At 68.8% G+C, this 18,971-nt stretch carries 20 protein-coding genes; 8 read left to right on the top strand and 12 right to left on the bottom strand.

Annotated elements, in window-relative coordinates:
• The first annotated feature begins 248 nt into the window (after window positions 1–248).
• Entirely contained in the window at window positions 249–1,028 is a 780-nt protein-coding gene (locus tag ABD243_RS18475; protein ID WP_344367806.1) for a CDP-alcohol phosphatidyltransferase family protein, read from the top strand.
• Here ABD243_RS18475 and ABD243_RS18480 read toward each other — a convergent pair.
• Window positions 993–2,540, bottom strand: a complete 1,548-nt coding sequence (locus tag ABD243_RS18480; RefSeq protein ID WP_344367807.1) for an FAD-dependent oxidoreductase — start codon at window positions 2,538–2,540, stop codon at window positions 993–995. The two genes, ABD243_RS18475 and ABD243_RS18480, sit on opposite strands and share 36 nt — an antisense overlap.
• Before the next feature lie 61 nt (window positions 2,541–2,601).
• Window positions 2,602–4,032, bottom strand: a complete 1,431-nt coding sequence (locus ABD243_RS18485; protein WP_344367808.1) for a DUF2252 domain-containing protein — start codon at window positions 4,030–4,032, stop codon at window positions 2,602–2,604.
• Between the two features lie 323 nt (window positions 4,033–4,355).
• Between ABD243_RS18485 and ABD243_RS18490 the strand changes: the two genes are divergently transcribed.
• Together ABD243_RS18490 and ABD243_RS18495 are read left to right on the top strand one after the other, a co-directional pair.
• Window positions 4,356–4,697 carry a carboxymuconolactone decarboxylase family protein gene (locus ABD243_RS18490; RefSeq protein WP_091248033.1) on the top strand — a complete coding sequence of 114 codons (342 nt, stop codon included), beginning with the start codon at window positions 4,356–4,358 and terminating at the stop codon, window positions 4,695–4,697.
• Window positions 4,698–4,886: 189 nt separating this feature from the next.
• Window positions 4,887–5,465: a TMEM175 family protein gene (locus tag ABD243_RS18495; RefSeq protein WP_344367809.1), complete on the top strand. Its 579-nt coding sequence runs from the start codon at window positions 4,887–4,889 to the stop codon at window positions 5,463–5,465.
• Between the two features lie 28 nt (window positions 5,466–5,493).
• On the opposite strand, the gene ABD243_RS18500 is transcribed toward ABD243_RS18495, so the two are convergent.
• From ABD243_RS18500 to ABD243_RS18510, 3 genes are all read right to left on the bottom strand, one after another.
• Window positions 5,494–5,841: a GNAT family N-acetyltransferase gene (locus tag ABD243_RS18500; RefSeq protein WP_116765801.1), complete on the bottom strand. Its 348-nt coding sequence runs from the start codon at window positions 5,839–5,841 to the stop codon at window positions 5,494–5,496.
• 51 nt (window positions 5,842–5,892) lie between these two features.
• Window positions 5,893–6,918 carry a pirin family protein gene (locus tag ABD243_RS18505; protein WP_344367810.1) on the bottom strand — a complete coding sequence of 342 codons (1,026 nt, stop codon included), beginning with the start codon at window positions 6,916–6,918 and terminating at the stop codon, window positions 5,893–5,895.
• Window positions 6,919–7,042: 124 nt separating this feature from the next.
• Window positions 7,043–8,326 (bottom strand): class I SAM-dependent methyltransferase, encoded by a 1,284-nt coding sequence (locus ABD243_RS18510; RefSeq protein WP_344367812.1) that lies wholly within the window; start codon window positions 8,324–8,326, stop codon window positions 7,043–7,045.
• 192 nt (window positions 8,327–8,518) lie between these two features.
• Here ABD243_RS18510 and ABD243_RS18515 point away from each other — a divergent pair, with 192 nt between their 5' ends.
• Window positions 8,519–8,866, top strand: a complete 348-nt coding sequence (locus tag ABD243_RS18515; protein ID WP_116765804.1) for a hypothetical protein — start codon at window positions 8,519–8,521, stop codon at window positions 8,864–8,866.
• 146 nt (window positions 8,867–9,012) lie between these two features.
• Entirely contained in the window at window positions 9,013–9,378 is a 366-nt protein-coding gene (locus ABD243_RS18520; protein WP_344367814.1) for a hypothetical protein, read from the top strand.
• Here the strand turns inward: ABD243_RS18520 and ABD243_RS18525 are convergent.
• Window positions 9,368–9,505 carry a hypothetical protein gene (locus ABD243_RS18525; RefSeq protein ID WP_344367815.1) on the bottom strand — a complete coding sequence of 46 codons (138 nt, stop codon included), beginning with the start codon at window positions 9,503–9,505 and terminating at the stop codon, window positions 9,368–9,370. The genes ABD243_RS18520 and ABD243_RS18525 overlap by 11 nt on opposite strands.
• Before the next feature lie 113 nt (window positions 9,506–9,618).
• Window positions 9,619–10,641: a non-homologous end-joining DNA ligase gene (gene ligD, locus ABD243_RS18530; protein WP_344367816.1), complete on the bottom strand. Its 1,023-nt coding sequence runs from the start codon at window positions 10,639–10,641 to the stop codon at window positions 9,619–9,621.
• A gap of 59 nt (window positions 10,642–10,700) precedes the next feature.
• Here ligD and ABD243_RS18535 point away from each other — a divergent pair, with 59 nt between their 5' ends.
• Entirely contained in the window at window positions 10,701–11,402 is a 702-nt protein-coding gene (locus tag ABD243_RS18535; protein WP_344367817.1) for an alpha/beta hydrolase family protein, read from the top strand.
• Here the strand turns inward: ABD243_RS18535 and ABD243_RS18540 are convergent.
• The 4 genes from ABD243_RS18540 to ABD243_RS18555 all read right to left on the bottom strand — a co-directional run bounded on the left by ABD243_RS18540 (window position 11,399) and on the right by ABD243_RS18555 (window position 16,811).
• Window positions 11,399–12,622 (bottom strand): macrolide family glycosyltransferase, encoded by a 1,224-nt coding sequence (locus ABD243_RS18540; RefSeq protein WP_344367819.1) that lies wholly within the window; start codon window positions 12,620–12,622, stop codon window positions 11,399–11,401. The two genes, ABD243_RS18535 and ABD243_RS18540, sit on opposite strands and share 4 nt — an antisense overlap.
• A gap of 200 nt (window positions 12,623–12,822) precedes the next feature.
• Window positions 12,823–15,498 carry an ATP-dependent helicase HrpB gene (gene hrpB, locus ABD243_RS18545; RefSeq protein ID WP_425547246.1) on the bottom strand — a complete coding sequence of 892 codons (2,676 nt, stop codon included), beginning with the start codon at window positions 15,496–15,498 and terminating at the stop codon, window positions 12,823–12,825.
• 84 nt (window positions 15,499–15,582) lie between these two features.
• Entirely contained in the window at window positions 15,583–16,308 is a 726-nt protein-coding gene (locus ABD243_RS18550) for an anti-sigma factor family protein (RefSeq protein WP_344367821.1), read from the bottom strand.
• Complete coding sequence (locus ABD243_RS18555) at window positions 16,305–16,811, bottom strand: sigma-70 family RNA polymerase sigma factor (RefSeq protein WP_344367822.1); 507 nt, start codon at window positions 16,809–16,811, stop codon at window positions 16,305–16,307. Before ABD243_RS18555 ends, ABD243_RS18550 begins: the two co-directional genes overlap by 4 nt.
• A 778-nt stretch (window positions 16,812–17,589) precedes the next feature.
• On the opposite strand from ABD243_RS18555, the gene ABD243_RS18560 reads away from it, so the two are divergent.
• Both ABD243_RS18560 and ABD243_RS18565 read left to right on the top strand, forming a co-directional pair.
• Window positions 17,590–18,027: a hypothetical protein gene (locus ABD243_RS18560; RefSeq protein WP_344367824.1), complete on the top strand. Its 438-nt coding sequence runs from the start codon at window positions 17,590–17,592 to the stop codon at window positions 18,025–18,027.
• Window positions 18,028–18,156: 129 nt separating this feature from the next.
• Window positions 18,157–18,423 carry a hypothetical protein gene (locus ABD243_RS18565; RefSeq protein ID WP_344367826.1) on the top strand — a complete coding sequence of 89 codons (267 nt, stop codon included), beginning with the start codon at window positions 18,157–18,159 and terminating at the stop codon, window positions 18,421–18,423.
• A 59-nt stretch (window positions 18,424–18,482) separates the two neighbouring features.
• On the opposite strand, the gene ABD243_RS18570 is transcribed toward ABD243_RS18565, so the two are convergent.
• The gene (locus tag ABD243_RS18570) at window positions 18,483–18,815 is read right to left on the bottom strand and encodes a YegP family protein (RefSeq protein WP_091248071.1); all 333 of its coding nucleotides are present in this window, start codon (window positions 18,813–18,815) and stop codon (window positions 18,483–18,485) included.
• Window positions 18,816–18,971: the final 156 nt, after the last annotated feature.

Genomic DNA, 18,971 nt, shown 5'->3' on the forward strand with positions numbered 1-18,971 from the left:
TAGGCGGCCGGACGTTCAGGGTTCGACACAGAGGCGCGGAATCGAGGTCGAGCGAGGGGCCGGGAGCGGGCCGACCAATGCCGCCCGCGCGGGGCAACCGGAGAGCCGCCCCCGCAATTGCTAGCATGTGGGCGGGGTGGTTCAGTCTGAAATCATGTGAACAGGACGCGGCACACAAGGGCACGAAGCGCGAGGGAACAACGTCTCACCATGAGCGGCAGCCAGCAGGCACCAGCGCCCGCCGGGCCGTGGCCGATGCCGCAGTTGCAGTCGCAGCCTATCTGGTCGCCGGGATCTGGCTTGGCACCGTGCTCGTGGCTGAGCCTGCTTCCTGGTGGCTGGCGCTGGTGGCCGGTGCCGCGGTGATCGTGCGGGCCGCCGGCTCTGTCCTGCGCCGCGTGCCGCGGTTTTCGACCCCCGCGGACCGGGTCACCCTCGGCCGGGCCGCCGTCGTGGCCTGCTGTGCCGCGGTGACGGCGTGGGACCTGTTCACAGGACCCGGGGCCCACGGACTGATCGTCGTGCTGGGGACGGCAGCGTTCCTGCTTGATGCCGCGGACGGACGCGTGGCCCGCCTGACAGGGTCCGCGACGGCCGAGGGCGCGCGGCTGGATTCGGACACCGACGCCGCGCTGGTTCTGGTGTTGTCGTGCGCGGCGGCGGGATCGTTTGGCCCGTGGCCGTTGGGCGTCGGCCTGATGTACTACGTTTTCCTTGCCGCAGGATGGTTCCGGCCGTCCCTGAAGATCCCGCTGCCGTCCAGCACCCTTCGCAAGGTGATCGGGGCCATCCAACCCGCGGCGCTGCTTTTCGCCCTGCTGCCCGGCGTCCCTGTGTGGCTGGGCAGCGTGGCGCTGGGCGCGGCCCTGGGGCTGCTGCTGTATTCGTTCGGTCGGGACGTCGTGGGGCTTGAACGGCTCCGCCGCGCGGACACTGCCCGCGCGAACCCTGCCGCAGCCGCTGAACGGCGGCCGGCCCGGACGGCCGAGGAATCAGCCGGGAACGGGTCCAGCCGGACGGGATGGTGAAGGCCGCGCCGCGAGGTTCTCGGTCGCCGGTCCCTGGATAACCGTGCCGTCGGTCGCAAACCGGGAGCCGTGGCAGGGACAGTCCCATGTCGTGTCCTCGGCGTTGAACTCCACGGTGCAGCCCAGGTGCGTGCAGATGGCTGAGACGGCATGGAGCTTTCCGGATTCGGCGGCATAGACAGCAATCGCCCCGCCGTCGACGTCGACAACGGTCCCTTCGCCCGGGCGCAGCCCGGCGACGCCGGTCTGTCCCCTGGGTTCCGGATTCCCGGGGTCCGCCAGCAAAACTCCTGCCCCGCCGGCCGGCCCGGCGGTCCCTGGAGGGCTGGCCAGAGCCGTCCGGTTGCTGTCGAACACCGCCGCCCAGGGGTTGTGACGGCCGGAGAGCGTGTCTGCCAGGATCAGTGCTCCGGCAGTGCCGTTGGTCAGGCCCCATTTGCGCAGCCCCGTGATCACATGAAGGTGACCGGCGTCCGGGGACATGCGTCCGACGTAGGGCAACCCGTCGACCGGCATGGAATCCTGCGTGGACCATCGAAAACTGACGTCTCCGGTGCCGAGGCGGTCACGGGAGAACGCTTCCAGGCGGCGGTACCGGGTGGGGGTGTCGCCAGGTTCGGCGGCACGGTGCCCCTCGCCGCCGGTGAGGACAAAAGACGCGCCGCCAACGTCGATCGCCAGGATAGAGCGCATCGGTTCGTCGACGCTGATGAAGGTCCCGTCCAAACGCTCCGGCGCCGCCGGGGCGGCAACGACGTAGGACCGGTGCAGGTAGCAGCGACCGGCAAACAGTCCGGCGTCGCCGATCGGAACATTGGTGGCAACGATGACCTCCCGAGCCCGGACTGTTCCCCGCGCGGTCTCGACGACGCCCGGCGCACCATCGCGCAGCGACGTGACGCGCGAGTCCTCGAAGACGTGGCTCCCGCCTCCCTCGACGGCGCGGGCGAGGCCTTGAAGGTACTTCACCGCGTGAAGCTGCGCCTGGTGATCGAACCGGACCCCGCCCCGGACAGCGAACGGCAGCGGCACCTCGGGGGTGAAGACCGAAGGAAGGCCCAGCCGTGCTGCCAGTTCGGCTTCGTCGCGGACGCGGGTGAGGGCGTCGTCGGATTCCGCGTAGGTGTAGTTGGACACCCTGCGGAAATCGCAGTCGATGCCTTCCTCCGCCACCACCCGCGCGATGTGTTCGATCGCGGCTTGGTTGGCCTGCCCGTAGGCGCGCGCGACATCCGGGCCGTGCCGGTCCGTGATCTCGGTGTAGACCAGGCGGTGCAGCGAGGTGACCTTGCCGGTAGTGTGCCCTCTGACTCCGGTGCCGATGCGCGAGGCCTCGAGGACGGCGACGGTGTGCCCGGCCCCTTTGAGGGCCAGCGCCACAGTAAGGCCGGCGATCCCTGCCCCGACCACCGCCACGTCGGCATCCAGTTCCATGGTCAGGGACGGATAGCTGGTGGCACCGGCCGTGGCGACCCAGAGAGACACCTGTTGGCCTGCGGGTCGTTCACTCACGGCGCCGCCTTCCGGGGAGCATGATCTTGCCGTCCCGTTACTCGGACGACGCCCGCTCGGCCTAAAGGCCCTCGATCGATTCCAAACGGCCGGAATGTACGGCGTCGGCGAAGGCCTGGTAGTCCTGGTCGTTCTGGTCGGCGTATCGCTCGGAGAAGTCGGTGATCGAGACATCGAACTTGTCGCTCTTGCCGAGGTACGCGGCGATCGCGATCGGGTCCCCGGACCGGGCGTGTGCGCGCGCCAGCGTCCAGCCGCATACGTTGGCATAGAGCGTCATGCCCAGCGGTTTCATCGCTTCCACAACGGCCGAGCCCTTCATGTCGCGCAGTTGGCGCCAGTACAGGTACCGGTCTTCCTGTGCGCCCCGGGTCCACCCCAGGAAGATGTCGCTTGCGGCCTGCATCATCCGCTGCCCCTGCACCACACGCTCACCCGGCTGCTTGAACTTGCTCTTCGGCAAGTGGTCCTCGAGCACCGACCGCGTGGCCTCCTTGACTTGCAGGAACAACGGATCCTGCTGATCGCGGCCCTGGAGCAGCGCGATAAACGCCCGGGTGCCGACGCTGCCGACGCCCACGACCTTGCGGGCGACGTCGATGACTTCAAAGCGCTCCAGCAGGTGACGCCGGTCGTCCTGCAGCGAGGCCCGGTAGGACCGCAGCTGCTCACGGATCACGTGCTGAAGTTCATCGGCCGACACGCCGAGCGACTCACCGAGCTCCCGTGCGGGGATGACGATCGGCGGCTGGCTGACGATGCGATACTGCCCGTCCACGAGTTCGCCGAGCTTGGACAGTGCCTGCAGGCTGTCGCGGGTGCGCGCCTTCGCGACATTCGCCCGCGCCGTTTTCTCCATGCCCTGGGCCGCCTTCTTGAGGGCCTTCCCCTTCTGAGTGGCCACGGCCATGTCAATGGTTTCCAACAGTTGTTCCTCGGACAGGCGTGCGTACCAGATATCCAGGGTGCCCATCTGCGCGAATTGGGCCATCGCTTCCCGGTAGGCCCGAACGGCGGTGAGGGTCACGTCGTGCGTCTCCTCCTTGGTGAAGGCGTTGTTCCGCGCCGCGATGGTGAAACTCGCGGCCATGCGCTTGACGTCGTACTCAAACGGCCCGGGCAGCGTCTCATCAAAGTCATTCAGGTCAAACAGCAGTGTCCGCTCCGGGGAGGCGAACACGCCAAAGTTGGACAGGTGGGCGTCCCCGCACAACTGGGAAACCAGGCCCGCGCGCGGGGTGTCCTTCAGGTCGGCGGCCATGATCTTGGCCGCACCGCGGTAGAACGTGAACGGCGAGACGAGCATCCGGCCGTGCCGCACCGGCACGAGGTCCTGTTCGCGGGTGAGGTTCTGTTCCTCCAGGAGCGCGACCGGGTCCGGTCGGTCCGGAGCAGGTGTCCAGCCCGTGTGGCTGGAGACGGGCGTGTCTTTACGGTACCCCTTGCCGTTCGCAGCACGTTCCTCGACGCTCCGGTGCTTGACTTTGGCCATGGTCGGCGACCTCCCTTTGACGTCAGGAACCGCCACCGGCACTGGTTGCCGGGGCAAGTTCCTCCTGAGCGCACAAACGCGCCTCGGCTCAGGTTAATGCGATTCTGGCCCCGAAACGGCCCCTCGTCAACGCGCTGCCGAAGGTTCCGGCAGCGCATCCACAAAGCGCCGTCTGCTCCGGACCGGGTGGCGGACGGTCGCCTCATGCCCTTCGGGTGATGTCCTCCCCCGACGTCGCGCGTTAGGTTGATATCGAGTCGCAGCGGCCCGCACTGGCCGCGCCAATCGGCACTCAACCATTGCAACCAGATGGAGGCATCACCATGGCCGAAGAAGAAACCCCCGTCCTCAGCACCCTCGCCGATATCACCGCCGTATCGCTCGAACGCTCCACACTCGATCCGCGGGAGTTGATGCTGGCCCGGATCGCGGCCCTAGCGGCAGTCGACGCTCCGGCTGCTTCGTATCTGCTCAATGCCGGTACCGCTATGGAAGTCGGCATCACCCTGGAGGACGTCCAAGGCGTCCTGATTGCCGTCGCCCCCATCGTCGGGACGCCCCGCATTGTGGCGGCCTCCGGAAACCTCGCCAGTGCACTGGGCTTCGCCCTCGAAATGGCCGAGGCCGAACTCGAAGCAGAACTCGCGGAAGAACCCGAGGGCTAGGGTCACGTCGCAGGCGCCGTAGGGCTCAGCGCCGGGCGGCTGCTCGCGGAGCGTGGCCGGCGCTGGCCGGTTCCCGGTAGACTCCTCGCAGAAATGCGGACGCGCGGTCCCGGTGCCTGCGAAGCAGGGGTCACGACGTCGGCAGTCCCTCGCTGCATCGGCCACGATGCCCCGATCGAAGGCGGCCCCGTGAACAAGAACCGACTGGAGGCCTTCAGCGACGGCGTGCTTGCCATCGTGATCACCATCATGGTCCTGGAGCTGCACGTCCCGGCTGAACCCACGTGGCCGGCCCTGCTCCACGAGCTTCCTACGTTTCTCAGCTACGTGCTGAGCTTCGTGTATGTCGGAATCTATTGGAACAACCACCACCACATGCTGCATCTGGCCGGCAGGATCAACGGTGGCGTTCTCTGGGCCAACCTGCACCTGCTGTTCTGGCTGTCCCTCTTCCCTTTCACCACGCGCTGGATCAATGACGCGGGCCTGGCCCAGGTGCCCGTCCTGGTTTACGGGCTGAACCTGCTGCTCGCGGCGATTGCGTACTACATCCTGAAGCTGGCCCTGATCCGTCAGCAGGGCCGGGGCGGCGCGCTGGAGGAGGCCATGGGGCGGGACTGGAAGGGCAAGGGTTCTCCGGCCCTGTACATCGCGGGGATGGCCCTGACCTTTGTGAACCCGATCTTGGGGATCGCCACCTACGCGGCGGTTGCCGCACTCTGGCTCATCCCGGACCGGCGGGTGGAGCGGTTCCTCGCGCATGCGTGAGTGCCAGGCACCTTGGCGTTCGCCGGGGTCACTGCCGGACGCGTTGGGCCAGCGCGGCGCTCAGGAATTCCAGATGTGCCGGAGTGGGGGCCACCACGTTGGCCGAATAGCCGGGGTGCTTTCCAAGGTACTTCTTGATGAACGGACACACCGGAACGATCACGAGGCCCGCGGCGATGGTCTCGTCGAGTGCCTGCGCGGCCAGCGTCCCGGCCAGCCCCTGGCCACCGTATTCTTCGCTGATCACCGTGTGATAGAAAATGCGCTGATCCGCCCCGACGTCGTCCACATAGGCCGCCTGGCCGATCACGGCGCCGGCGTCGAGTATTTCGAAGCGGCTGCGCTCGGCGTTGTTCCTCATGGTGATCGCGGCCAATATGGTCTCCTTCGTTTGGGGGCAGCGGTTGGTCTTGCCGGCGAGCACGAGTCAGCCGCGCGGCCGGATGCGGGCATTCGGCAGGGCCGGGGCCGGGAGCGGCGCCGGCTCTCCCGGCGGGAATGAACCGAACCGCAACTCCGTGTCTCCCCCGCCGGACCCGTCTCCGGTGTCGGTATGGGCGCCGTCCTCCGCAGCGGACCCGGCACCGATCTCGGCCTGCCACTGGGTCCTGTAGGCGACAATCTCTTCGTGGCTGCGCCCGACGAAGTTCCACCACATGACAATCTTTTCGCCCAGCGGTGCTCCGCCGATCAGGAGGACGCGGGCTCCGTCGCTGCCCGCTGTCAGCGTCAGGGTCCCGTGACCGACCGGCAGGTATGCGAGGTTGTCTTTCGGGACGGGGTGCCCGTCCAGGCTGAAGCTGCCCGTGTCCAGTAGAAGGCCGTGTTCAAAGGAAGCATCCGTGTCGAGGGTCAGTTCCGCGCTCGCTTCGAGCACCAGCTCCGCACCGAGGAGGGGCGTGTGAGTAGTGACAGGCGAGACGGACCCGCCGAGCGAACCCAAGAAGACACGAAGTGTCCAGCCAGTTCCGCTAACGGGTTCCGGGCGATAGTGCTCGAACGTGGGGGCCATGTGGCGGGCCGAGTCCGGCAGCGCCACCCACAGCTGCGCGCCGTGCAGGACGGTTGTGTCCGGGGTGGAAAATTCAGAGTGGCTGATGCCGCGGCCGGCGGTCATGAGGTTCACTTCACCCGGCCGCACGGCTGCGTGGAAGCCGGCAGAGTCCCGGTGTTCAATCTCCCCGGTGAAAAGCCAGCTGACGGTCTGCAGCCCGGTGTGCGGGTGGCGCGGGACCTTCATGCCGCCGGAGTCACCTACCCGGTCCGGACCGTAGTGGTCCAGGAAGCACCAGGCACCGATGAGGCTCCGCTGGCGCTGCGGGAGAGTGCGCCGGACGTCCATGGCACGCGGGCCGCCCAGCGGGACCTGCCGCGGAACCAGCAGTTCGACGCCGGCGCAGTTCGCGTCCGTTTCGCAGACAATTTCCTGAGGCGCCACTTCGGTATTGCTCATGATGTCAGCCTAGCCTCGCGCGGGCTGCGGGTCAGCCACCGGGACGCCGCCGCGTCCCGGCCGTGGCCGGACTGTGGCCGGGCCTCCTCGCTGCGCCGCCTCGTGAGTTCGCCGCGACGTGGCATCAGATCCATGCCGTGCGGCGCAACGGCGGTTCCTCGCCGCCCGGGCGCTGGACCAGGACCTGGTTCACGCCCGTGATGCCCGCCTCGAAGCCGAGGGCACTCGCTGCCATGTAGAGCCGCCACACCCGCGCACGTCCCACGCCTGCGAGTCGGACTGCCTCGTCCCAGTGCTCCTCAAGGTTCCGCACCCAGGCCCGGAGCGTCAGGGCGTAGTGCCGCCGCAGGGCCTCGACGTCAAGCACCTCCAGGCCCGCGGTTTCAAGTGCCGCGACCATGTCGGTGAGGCTGAGCATCTCGCCGTCCGGGAAGACGTAGCGGGGAATGAAGGAGTCGGGGTCCGGCGCGGTCGCTCCGGCGTTCCAAGAGATCGCGTGGTTAAGCAATCGGCCTCCGGGACGGAGCAGATCCTGCAGCCGGGAAGCGTAATGCCCGATCTGCTCGCGTCCCACGTGCTCCGACATGCCGATGGAGCTGATCGCGTCGTACGGACCGTCGTCGACGTCGCGGTAGTCCTGGACACGAATGTCCACCCGGTCCGTCAGGCCGGCGTCCGCCGCCCGTTTGCGGGCCAGGGCTGCCTGTTCGACCGAAAGCGTCACCCCGACGACGTCGACCCCATAATGTTGCGCCGCGTGCAGCGCGAAGCTGCCCCAGCCGCACCCCACATCGAGCACGCGCATGCCGGGCTTGAGACCCAACTTGCGGCAGACCAGGTCGAGTTTGGCGGCCTGGGCTGCGTCAAGCCCGGTCTCCTTCGATTCCCAGACCGCACAGGAGTAGGCCATGGACGGCCCCAGGACGAGCGCGTAGAAGTCGTTCCCGACGTCGTAATGGTGGGAGATGGCCGCGGCGTCACGGCCCTTGGAATGACGCCGGCCGTACCGGCCCACGCGGGCTTCCTCCGGGGGCGGCGCCGGGTTCGGTCCCAGTGCGCCGAGCCGGACGGCAGTCCTGATCAGCGCGTAGACTTCGGCGGGAGTCGGCGGCCGGAACGGTCCTGGCTCGGCAAATTTCCCGGCCGAGCTGAGGGCCGCGAAGGCCGCGAAAATATCACCGGGTGCGTCGATTTCGCCGGCCACGTAGGCGCGGCTGAGTCCTAGCTGCCCGGGTGACCAGAGCATCCGGCGCAGTGCCCGCCGGGAGCGGAAGACAACAACCGGAGCGTCCTCCGGGCCCGCTTCCGTGCCGTCCCAGGCCCGCAGCCTTAGGGGAATCCCGTCGGTGCCAAGGACGATTGCCAATGCGTCGGCGAGCCGTGATGCCGCAGTGGTGGATTTTTTCATGTCCAGTGCCTCGATTCCGGTGCCTCGATGTCCACGGTTGGGCAGTGCCCCCGCCTGCTCCAATCTAAGGGCAAGCCACGGCCCGGAACCAGAGCTAGGGCCCGATTACTTCCCGCCGCATTGCGTCCCGCCGCAGGTGGCGGGGCCAGGCGGCTATGGCGCTCCACGCGGCCGTTGCCTATCGTGTGTCCTATGTCTGAGTCCTTTTCGTCCCTCGTGGACGCGTTCAAGAATGTGGGAGTGTCCAGGGCGTACGGCCCCGCCGCGACTGTAGCCGGGGAAGAGCTCATCCCCGTAGCACTGGTGTCGTTCGGCTTCGGCGGCGGCAGCGCCCCGGAAGACGGCCAGCCCGGGAGCGGCGGAAGTGGCGGCGGCGGTGGGGGTTTTGTGCTCCCGCTGGGCGTTTATGCCAAGGGTCCCTCCGGCCGCGTGATGTTCCGGCCCAACACCGTGGTGGCGCTTGTAGCGCTGGCTCCGCTCGTGTGCGCCGTCGGCGTTACGATCCGTGGCATTCTTCGGACTGTCCGCCCCCGCGGTTAGCGCCGCGGCCTGACGAGTGCTTCTCCCGGCGGCCGGACCAAGGATTCCCCAAGCAGGGCACGGCATCGTGTGCTTTGTGGCGGCCCGGGTCCCGGGTAGCTCAATGAACGTGCCTCTGTACGTGCGTCGGATGGAAATGGTCGGCGATGAAGCATCTCAGAACTGCGTGTGCGGCATCCATGGGCGGGGTGCTTCTTCTGGCAGGCTGCGCCGCCCCCGCGGCCGCACCGGGACCAACGACCACAGTCACGGCTACTCCCCCGCCGACGGTGGTGATCTTCGATCCGCAGACCAGCGGCAAGATCCTGGCGGAGAGGATCACGGCCCGCGCCAAGCCCAAGGATCCTGCGGTGACGATCTCCGCGGTGGAATGCAAGAACTTTCCGGACATCAAAGTGAACACGCAAACGGACTGCCAGATGGTGGTCAACGGGGTCAAGCGCGGGTACCGGGCCACGTTTACCGAGCGTGACGGTCACTACGAGATCAAGGCGCAGGACCTCACGTGGTAGGCGGCGTGGAGTAGGACATGGCGGGGTCCTGGTCGTCGTCGGACTCGACCCATGCCGCGAAATCCTTCAGCGACATGAAACAGTAATAGTCGCAATACCGCAGGTTCCTCTTCTCCGACTTGCTCATGCCGGTAATTCGCTACAGCGGCCGGACCGGATGGGATGGCCACGGAGGCGCCCACGATTCCGGAGTCAACGCGGTCGCGCTGAGAGAAACCAATCCGTCGAACTGCCGCTGGGTCAGCCCTTGGTGCGCGCCCGGCTGGGCTGCACCCGTGGCGGCTCCCCGGGCATCTTCGGAAAGTCCGGCGGGAACGGCAGTTCGCCCAGCCCTGCCGCGAGGTCACGCTCCCACCACTCCAGGAGGAGGTCGACGGCGCCCGCGTTCGAATGCATGTCGGCCCACGGATCACCGGCAATCTTGAGCCGTTCCGGCACGGTAACGATGGTGAGGGTTTTCGGATCAGCGTCGTCGAGTTCTTCCCAGCGGATCGGACATGACACCGTCGCCTGCGGGAGGGCCCGCGGGCTATAAGCTCCAGCCATGGTGCGGTCGCGGTTGGCCTGGTTGAAGTCCACGAAGATGCGGGCGCCGCGTTCTTCCTTCCACCACGCGGTGGTGACCTGCTCCGGCATGCGCCGCTCAAGTTCGCGCGCTGCCGCGATAACTGCATGGCGCACGTCCAGGAACTCCCGGGTGGGTTCGATCGGGGCAAAGACGTGGATCCCCCGGCTTCCCGAGGTCTTGATAAACGCCTCAAGCCCGGCCTCGGCCAGCACACGCCGCAGCTCCCGTGCGACCGGCACAGCCTCGGCGAACCCGGTACCGGGCTGCGGGTCGAGATCGATCCGGAGCTCGTCCGGCTTGTCCGGATTGTCGGCCCGGGAGGCCCAGGGGTGGAACACGACCGTATTCATCTGCACCGCCCATACAGCGGCGGCGATTTCGTCGATGACCAGTTGGGGATGCGAACGCCCGCTGGGATAGACGACGTCGACCGAACGGACAAATTCCGGGGCGCCCTTGGGCGGGTTCTTGGAGAAGAACTGTTCGCCGTCCACCGTGTCCTTGAACCGTTGGAGCGTCACCGGCCGGCCGCCGTTAGCCGCCAGGAAGGCGTCCCCGACGTCGACCAGGTAGCGGGCCAGGTCCAGTTTGGTGAGTCCCGGCCCGGGCCAGAGGACCCTGCCCGGGCTCGACACCCTCATCTCCCGGTCGCCGTGCGGACCGCTGACAGTAAGGTGGGCTTCTTCCCTGGCCATGGGGACAACGTACCAACGTGACGTGGGCAATTGAAGAGCGAACCCGGCATGATGGACGCATGAGCACCCCAGAGTCCCCGATTACCATCGACGTCGGCGATGCCGCCGTCTCGGGCGTCTTCGCAGACCCCGACGGCGCTTTCGCAACCCTCGTTGTTGCCCACGGTGCCGGGGCGGGAATGGACCACCCTTTCCTGGTGGGCTTCACCCGTGCCCTGAACGCACTGGGCGTCGCCACCCTGCGGTTCAACTTCCCCTACCGCGAGGCCGGCAAGAAGTTCCCGGACCGGCCGCCGACGGCAATCGCGGCCTGGCGGGCGGCCATGGTCGCCGCCGCGTCCCGCTCCGGCGGCAGGCCGCTGTGGGCCGCCGGAAAGTCGTTCGGCGGCCGGATGGCGTCCATGGCGGTGGCGGAAGGCATGCCCGCGGCGGGTCTGGTGTACCTGGGCTATCCGCTGCACCCGCCCGGGAAGCCGGAGAAAATCCGCGACGAACACCTCTACGGGCTGACGCTGCCCATGCTTTTCCTGCAGGGCACCCGCGACACGTTCGCCACCCCGGAACTGCTGGAGGCCGTGGCAGCGAGGATCGGCCCGTCCGCCACCGTGGAGTGGTACGAGGGTGGCGATCACTCGTTTGCCGTCGCCGGGGCGAAGCGCAGCGCCGACGAGGCGGGGGCGTCGCTGGCGTCCGCGGTGGCTGGGTTCCTCAAGACGCACGGCACGGTGCACGGCGGTATTCCCGTGCTCCCGCTCCCCTAACCGACGGTCCCGAACCGGCCCGCCCCATGCCGCACGTGCGCTTCGATGGCTTCGGCGGCGGCCGCGGCACCTCCCGCGCTGCGGACGATTTCGCTCATGGCGGCCACATTCCGCCGGATCTGCGCATCGGCACGGAGCGCGTCGACCCCGTCGCGGAGCGCCTCCGGCGTGACGTCCTCCGCCGCCAGTCGCCGGCCCAGACCCAGTTCTTCAAGCCGGCGGGCGGTGGCTGCCTGTTCCGGTTGCTGCGGTACGGCCAGCATGGGGACGGCAAAGTACAGCGCCTCCATAGTCGAATTCATGCCGGCGTGGGTGATGAAGACCTCAGCCTCGCGGAGCACCTGCACTTGCGGGAAGAACGGCCGGATCCGGACGTTGGGCGGAGCGGTCCCGAGCTCGGCCGGGCTGGTCTGTTCCCCGATGGCCATGGCGACGTCCCAGTCGGTGCCGGCGAAGGCGTCCACGCACATCCGGAAGAAGTCGGGCCGGCGGTTCAGCGGGGTGGTCCCCAGCGAAATGAACAGCAACGGGCCGGTTCCCCCGCGGACCCAGTCGCCGTCATTGTCCCGGCCGCCGATGCTCGGTCCGACAAACCGGAATCGGTCATCGAAGGTCTCGCCCATGGGCTGGAACTCGCGGGGTAGGAACACGATGTTGAACGGCGCCGGCGGACCGTCGAACATCCGCGGCGTCCGCACGCCCTGTTCGGCCGCGAACTCCGCCACCAGCCGGCCCATGGCCATCCCCACTTTCGCCATCTCATCGGCGCCTCCCGGAGGCGGCGCCGGCATCAGCGATCGCAGCGAGAAGTGCTCGTTCGTGGCGTAGGTGGGCATCAGGGCAATGGCCGGGGCCCCGATCTTTTCTGCCGCCATGCTGCCGCTGAGCGTCATCGCGTCGAAGCAGACGGCGTCGGGCGGGTCCTGCCTGAGGCGGTCCACCAGGGCGGGGAAGCTGGACCGGAGGTCCTCGAACACACGGTTCATGATGGGCAGCATCAGGTGTGCCTGCGCGCGCTGCCCGGGCCCCAGTGCAGGAAAGGATGCCAGCCAGCTGCCGCCGGAAGCGTGGAAGTCCGCGCCGGCGTTGCGGATTCGCTGTTCGAAGTCGGGCGACGTGAAGTACGTGACCCGGTGCCCGCGGCGGACAAGCTCCGCCACCAGCGGCAGGGTCGGGTTCACGTGTCCGTGGGCGGGAATGGAGACGAACGCAAAATGCATGGCCATCACTCTTCATCGCTTGCCGGGATCACTTTATTGACCACTTGAGCGGCGTCCCGCGTGCCTGGCAGTCCGCCGGCGTCGTCCTCCTTCATCATGCCCCTGTTGCCCCTGCCGCGCGAGTGCCGGGCGGCGCCAGTGGCCGCGGGGCGAGGGCCGCGGCCCGGCAAGAGGTCCCGGCTCCTGTGTCAGCCCAGGCGTCAGTTTCGGGGCTTGGTCCGGGCTGTCGCGGGCGCCGTCCACGGGTCTTCGGGCCAGGGATGCTTGGGATAGCGGCCGCGCATTTCCGCCCGGACCTGGGCGTAGGGTCCGGACCAGAACGATGCGAGGTCGTCCGTCACGGCCAAGGGTCGCCGTGCCGGGGAGAGCAAATGGAACAGCACCGGCACGCGCCCGTCTGCCAACCGTGGCGTCTCGGCCCAGCCAAAGCACTCCTGCAGCTTGACGGCGACGACAGGCCGGCCCGTGGTGTCGTCCTCGTCCGGGTAGTCGATCCGGATCCGGGATCCGCTGGGGACCGCCAGGGACTCCGGCACCAATTCACCCAGCCGGGCCGCCTCGGGCCACGGCAGAAGCCTGCTCAGCGGTCCGGCGAGGTCGATGCCGCCGGTGGACGCCCCGCCGGCCAAAGCCTCGAGTTCCGGGGCCAGCCACTCGTCAAGCCGGGCCAGCAGCGCCGGTTCGGAAACGTCCGGCCAGGGCCCGCCCAACTCCCGGTGAAGGAGGGCAAGACGGCGGCGCAGCGCCTCTGCCGCCGTCGACCATCCGATGGTCGCCAGCCCCTCGCTCGCCAGGGCACGGGCCACGGCCGCGCGGCCTTCCGCCGCAGAAGCCCGGACCGGGGTGGATGCAAGCACGATCGCGCCCAGGCGGCGTTCCCGGCGGGCCGAGACCCTGCCCTGGCTAAAGGTCGCCTCCACCGTTTCGCTCAGGAGGTGGCGGGCGGCGGCCTCCGCGGTGTCCGCCGTCAGCGGCGCAGCAGAGCGGATGACGGCGCCGGTGCCGGCGGCATCCCGCCCTTGTGCGCGCGATACTTCGGCCACACCGAGCCACTCATGCCCGGACAGCGGGCTGCCGGCCGGCAACCCGGCCCGGGTTCCGGACGTGAGCAGGTAGCGCTCCGGCCCGTCGCCCGGAACGCGGCGCGCCACACGGTCCGGGAAAGCCAGCGCGACGACGAAGCCGATCGCCTCCGCGGCGCCCACCGTCACGGCAGGCACGACGCCGGATGACTCCTGGTGCGCGATCCCCTCCATCCGCCGGACGTCCTCCGCCCAGCGCCGGGAGCCGGGGTCCCGTCCGGACCGCAGCGCGGCCACAAGGCGCGTGAGGTCTGCGCCCGGGGCGCGCTGGTCCCCCGAGACCAGGGCCACGGCCTCGGCCGCGGTGCGGTGGCCCACCGTCGGGGCGCCGTCCAGCAGCGCACGGGCCAGCCGGGGGTCCGTGGGGACCCGGGCCAGGAGCTTGCCCAGCTCGGTTGCGTGGCCGTCCGGCGTCACGGCGCCGAGTTCGCGCAGCACTTCAACGGCCTCGTCCATCGCGGCCCGGGGCGGCGCGTCAGGCAGGGCCAGTCCAAGGCCGCCTGGGGCTCCCCAACATGCCAGGAGCAGTGCGGCACCGGTCAGGTCTGCTGCCGCAATCTCCGGAGTCTGGTGGGCCGGTGCGGCGCCAAAGGCTTTCTGGTCGTAACAACGGATCACGGTGCCCGGGCCCTGGCGTGCGGCACGGCCGGCGCGCTGTTCCGCGGACGCCCGGGAGCAGGACACCGTCACGAGGCCGGACATCCCGCGGCTGGAATCACGCCGGGGCTCGCGCGACAGCCCGGAGTCGACGACCAGCCGGACACCCGGGACCGTGAGGGAGGACTCGGCGAGTGCCGTGGAAACGATGATCCGGGCGGTCCCGCCGGGCTCGCGGCCGGAGACGGCCCGGTCCTGCTCTGCCGGGGCGGCCTGGCCGTGGAGTTCCAGGACCTCCGCGCGGCTCCGGCCCCTCAGCCGGGCAGCAATGTAGGAGACCTCCCACGCTCCCGGGACGAACACCAAGGCATCAATGTCCCGTCCGGCAGCCAGCGCCGCGGCGTGCCCCGCCGCTGCCGTGTCGGCCACATGGTCCAGGAAAGCCCGGGTCACGCCCCGCTCGTCCAGCCGCGGCGCCGCCGCCGGGGCCCATTGGACGTCGAGGGGGAACAACGCGGAGGGGCAGTCCACCACGGGCGCCGGACCGCCGTCGTCGTTTCCCGTCGCGGCGTCACCGATCAGTTCCGCGAAACGGGGCGCGTCAAGGGTCGCCGACATGGCGACGAGCGTGAGGTCGCCGCGCAGCTGGCGGACTTCAGCGAGCATGCCGACGAGGAGGTCGGTCTCGAGCCCGCGTTCGTGGACCTCGTCGAGGATCACGGCATCGATGCCCTCAAGTCCGGCGTCAGCGAGGAGCCGGCGCAGCAGAATGCCCGGGGTGACGAACTCGATGACCGTGCCGGGACCGGTCTGGCGTTCGCCGCGGACGGTGTAACCCACACGGTCACCGAGCCGGGTGCCGTCGAGGGAGGCCAGGCGCCGTGCGGCCGAACGGACGGCGACGCGGCGCGGCTGGGTGACGACAATCCTCGGACGCCCGCCCCGGCCTCTTTTCCCGTCGGCCGCGATGTTGGCGAGCAGCGGCGGAACGAGCGTCGTCTTGCCCGTGCCTGGAGGGGCCTGCACAACGGCGGAGGCCCCGGCACCCCCGCCTTGGAGCGCCGAAGCGAGATCCCCCAGCGATTCGGCAAAGGTCAGTCCCGCCCCGATGAAGCCGAGGTCAAAGAGGCCGGTGGAGCGGGCCGGGTCCAGTGGCGGGGTCGCGGAAGTCACTCCTCCATTCTCGCCGCTATTCATCCCCGCCCGCGCCGGTTGATCCTCTCGCCGCCTGCATGCGCGTGCGGGAGTCCTTTCCGTCACCCGGCCGGGCCTGCCCCGAAGTCACAAGCTCGCGCTGAGGAGTGTCAGCCCGCTGGAGACGGCGCGGATTTCGACGCGGCGGATGTCGGCGACCCGGACAGCGGTGGTAGCCGTCGGCGTGGCCGGTGTCCCTGGCGTTGCCGTCCAGGTGGCCACCTGCGTGATAACACCCCTGGCGTCGACAACCACCAATCCGTACTCCTCCCGGGCGCGGGGACCGCCGGGTGCCGCTTGCGAGGCGACGTCCGCCGGGGAAGGCGTGTACGTGCACTCCCAGTCGATCCGCGTTCCCCACGGCTGTCCGGTGAGGGTTCCCTTCGCAACCAGCGTGCTCTCGGCTACGGGGGTGAAGTTGAGGGCTGTTGCCGATGCCGCCTGCGTCTGCACTGCCGGCGGCGCCGGGGCGGTGACCGCAACTGTGACCGCCCCCGACGCGGCAGCCGCGCCCAGCACTAGTCCGGCAACGGCAAGTCGCGCGCGCCGGCGCCCTTGCTGCGTCCTTTTCGCCAGCGCGGGGAGGAACCTCTGAGCCGGCTTTTCGCTGTCAGTCTGCCCGAGGGCTTGTGCCTCTTCGGGTGACAGAGCAGCCAGAAGCGACGGCAGTCCGGCGAGTTCGGCCACGGCGGCCCGGCATCCCGCGCAACCGGACAGGTGTTCCTCGAACTCATGACGCTCCGAGGGCACCAAGGATCCCAGCACATACGCGGCATCCCAGCTGCGGTACTCATCAATGCCACTGTGGTTCATCGAGTCACGCCTCCCTCCTGCAGCGCCAGCCGCAACGCCTTTAATGCGTAATGCAACCGCGACTTCACGGTTCCCTCCGCCAGTTGGAGGCTTTGCGCGATTTCGGCTGTTGTCTCGCGTCGATAGTAGGAGTGGATGATGACGGCCCGGTGCTCGGGGGACAGTCCGGCCAGGGCATCCGCCACGAGCCACCCATCCAGGATCCTGTCGACCTTGTCCGCTTCTGGAATGTCCGGAAGCTGGTCGGTTCGGGTTTCGTGGCGTCTGCGGGCGCTGCGCCGGTCATCGATGACAAGATTTCGGGCGACCGTGTAGAGCCACGCCCGCACCGCCGCCTCCGGGCGTTGCAGGATCGCCGGGTGTTGCCAGGCGCGGATCAGCGTCTCCTGCACGACGTCGTCGGCCAGCGTGCTGTCGCTGGTCATTCGCATGACGAATCGCCACAGCGCCGGGCCGTACGCCTCGTGCAGCGTACGCAGCAACTCGGCCTCCTGATCGGACATTTCGGCCTCCTGGCATGTACTACGACGCCGGCGCGCTAACGGTTCACCGGCCCCGATTTTGCCTGAAAATCCGGGCCGCGTTGAACCCCCGGGCTGCCGGGCCCGTTCTAGGGACAGCCCGGCTGAACACGGCCGGCCTTCCCCCAGGAGTGCACCATGAAGTTTTCCCGCCCGGCGTATGCCGCCGCCGCGCTGGGCTTGACCCTGTTGCTCGGCGCCTGCTTCGCCGGACACACGGCATCGCCGGCACCCGCCCCCGCCCCCGCCCCCGCTCCCGCCACGGTCACGGTCACACCAGTGCCTGCGACCGGGAGCGCATCACCACTGCCCAGGGACCCTGCAAGCCTTGATCCCGCTCCACCTCCGGCCGTTGCACCGGCCGCTCCGGCCCCGGTGGTCCCGCCGCCGGCTCCAGTACTCCCTCCACCGGCCCCGGCGGTCCGGCCGCCCGCACCGGCGCCGCGACGCGTCGTTCCGCCAGCTGCCCCGGCCCCGCCGCCCATGGTTCCGCCGCCCGCCCGGACACCCGGCGGGAACGACCATGATGCCGATAACAACGGAGGACCGGACGACGGTGACGGCAATCGGTAGCACCAATGATCCGCTTCGCCCGCGCCCAAGGACGCGGTTCCTTGCCGGGCTGCTGGGGGCGACGGCGGTGATGGTCGCCAGCGGTTGCAGTTCCGCGCCTGGCAACGGGATGCCGGCTGCATCTCCGTCCGGCACAACGCCGTTCGCCTGGTTCCGCGCCGGACCGGCACCGGAAGGGTGGCAGTCCATGGAACTCCCGGACGCAACCGCAGTCCTGTCCATCCCGCCCGATGCAACACCGACGGCGGGCGACCCCGGCAGCGTATCGGCAACGGTCACCGGGACTAACGGCGAGCTCAGGATCTATCTCAACGCCACGCCGCAACAGGGCGACGAGTCACAGTCCAACTGGCCCGATTTTCGCCTCGCCCATCTCACAGGCGAGAACGCCGCATCCGCAGACCGGGTATCGTACCGTTCCGGAATGCCGTTCCGGGGCGGCCTCGGGTCATGCGTCGAGGACACGTACGTCACACGCGTTGGTGCGCATAGGTACCGGGAAATAGCCTGCCTTGTTGCAGGATCCCGGGGCAGCAGTGTTGTGGTGGCTGCCGCACCTGCTGCTTCCTGGGACCTCTACCGCCCCGTGCTGGAGCAGGCTGTGAACGCCTATGTCTCCGAGTAGGCACGCGTCCGCCTGGGTGCGGCCCCTCTCACCGGATGGCCCCCTCAACGGACGATGGGGGCACTTGGTTGGATTAGGCAGCACGAACACGCGAGACTGGAACATCTCGAACGCGAAAGTGGGCACCACATGATCAATCTCAAGCAGGACGCTGAGGGCTTCATCCGCATGAACCGGCATTTCCCCGAAACGGCGCTCATCAGCATCACGTTCAATAACGGCTCAGAGCAGGTGTACTCCGGGCGCCGACTCAACGGCATCTATGACGAAGCCCTGGCCGCCTACCGCGCACAGAACCACCTGGACGCCAAGGGATACTCCCGCGCACCGAAGAAGACGGTGCACCCCGCGAACAAGATCGAGTTTGTTCCGGTCCATGCCGGAATGGCCCCGTAGCGGCAGACTCCCGCGTGCGGGCAGTCCCCCGGGGGCCCCGACTGCTCCGGCTGCCCGCGTCAGACGACGCCGATCGCGCCCCCGTGCGCCGGCCGTCGAAGGGCTCTGGCGCGGATACGGAGGTCGTTGTCGTGCACCCGCCGGTCCACACCCGGCACCGTGGTGGAGGCCGGCCTGGGCCGCGGTGCTGCCGGAACGTCGGGCGCGCCGGACGGGCACAAGTCACTGATCAGCCCCATGCCGGCGTACTCCCGCACTGCGGTGATGCCGGCGACGGCGGCGGGTTTGTCCACAAAGGCCGTGGAGACCGCAAGCACTGCGCCGTCCGGGCCTCTGAGCCGGAACCTGAAGCAGGCATCGACGTCAACAAATAGTTCAAATGTGCCTGCCATGATGATCCTCCCGATTGGCGGGCTCCCCTTCCGGACATCGTTGCCACAGAGCGGATGGGAAAGCTTCGCTGCTGCCCGCTGGTTTGGTCCTGATGGCTGAACAGGTAACGTCAGCCCGTTTTAAAAGTCTCGCTGCAGCCTTGGAACGCTCACAAG

Source organism: Arthrobacter humicola (assembly GCF_039531445.1).
Lineage (GTDB): Bacteria > Actinomycetota > Actinomycetes > Actinomycetales > Micrococcaceae > Arthrobacter > Arthrobacter humicola.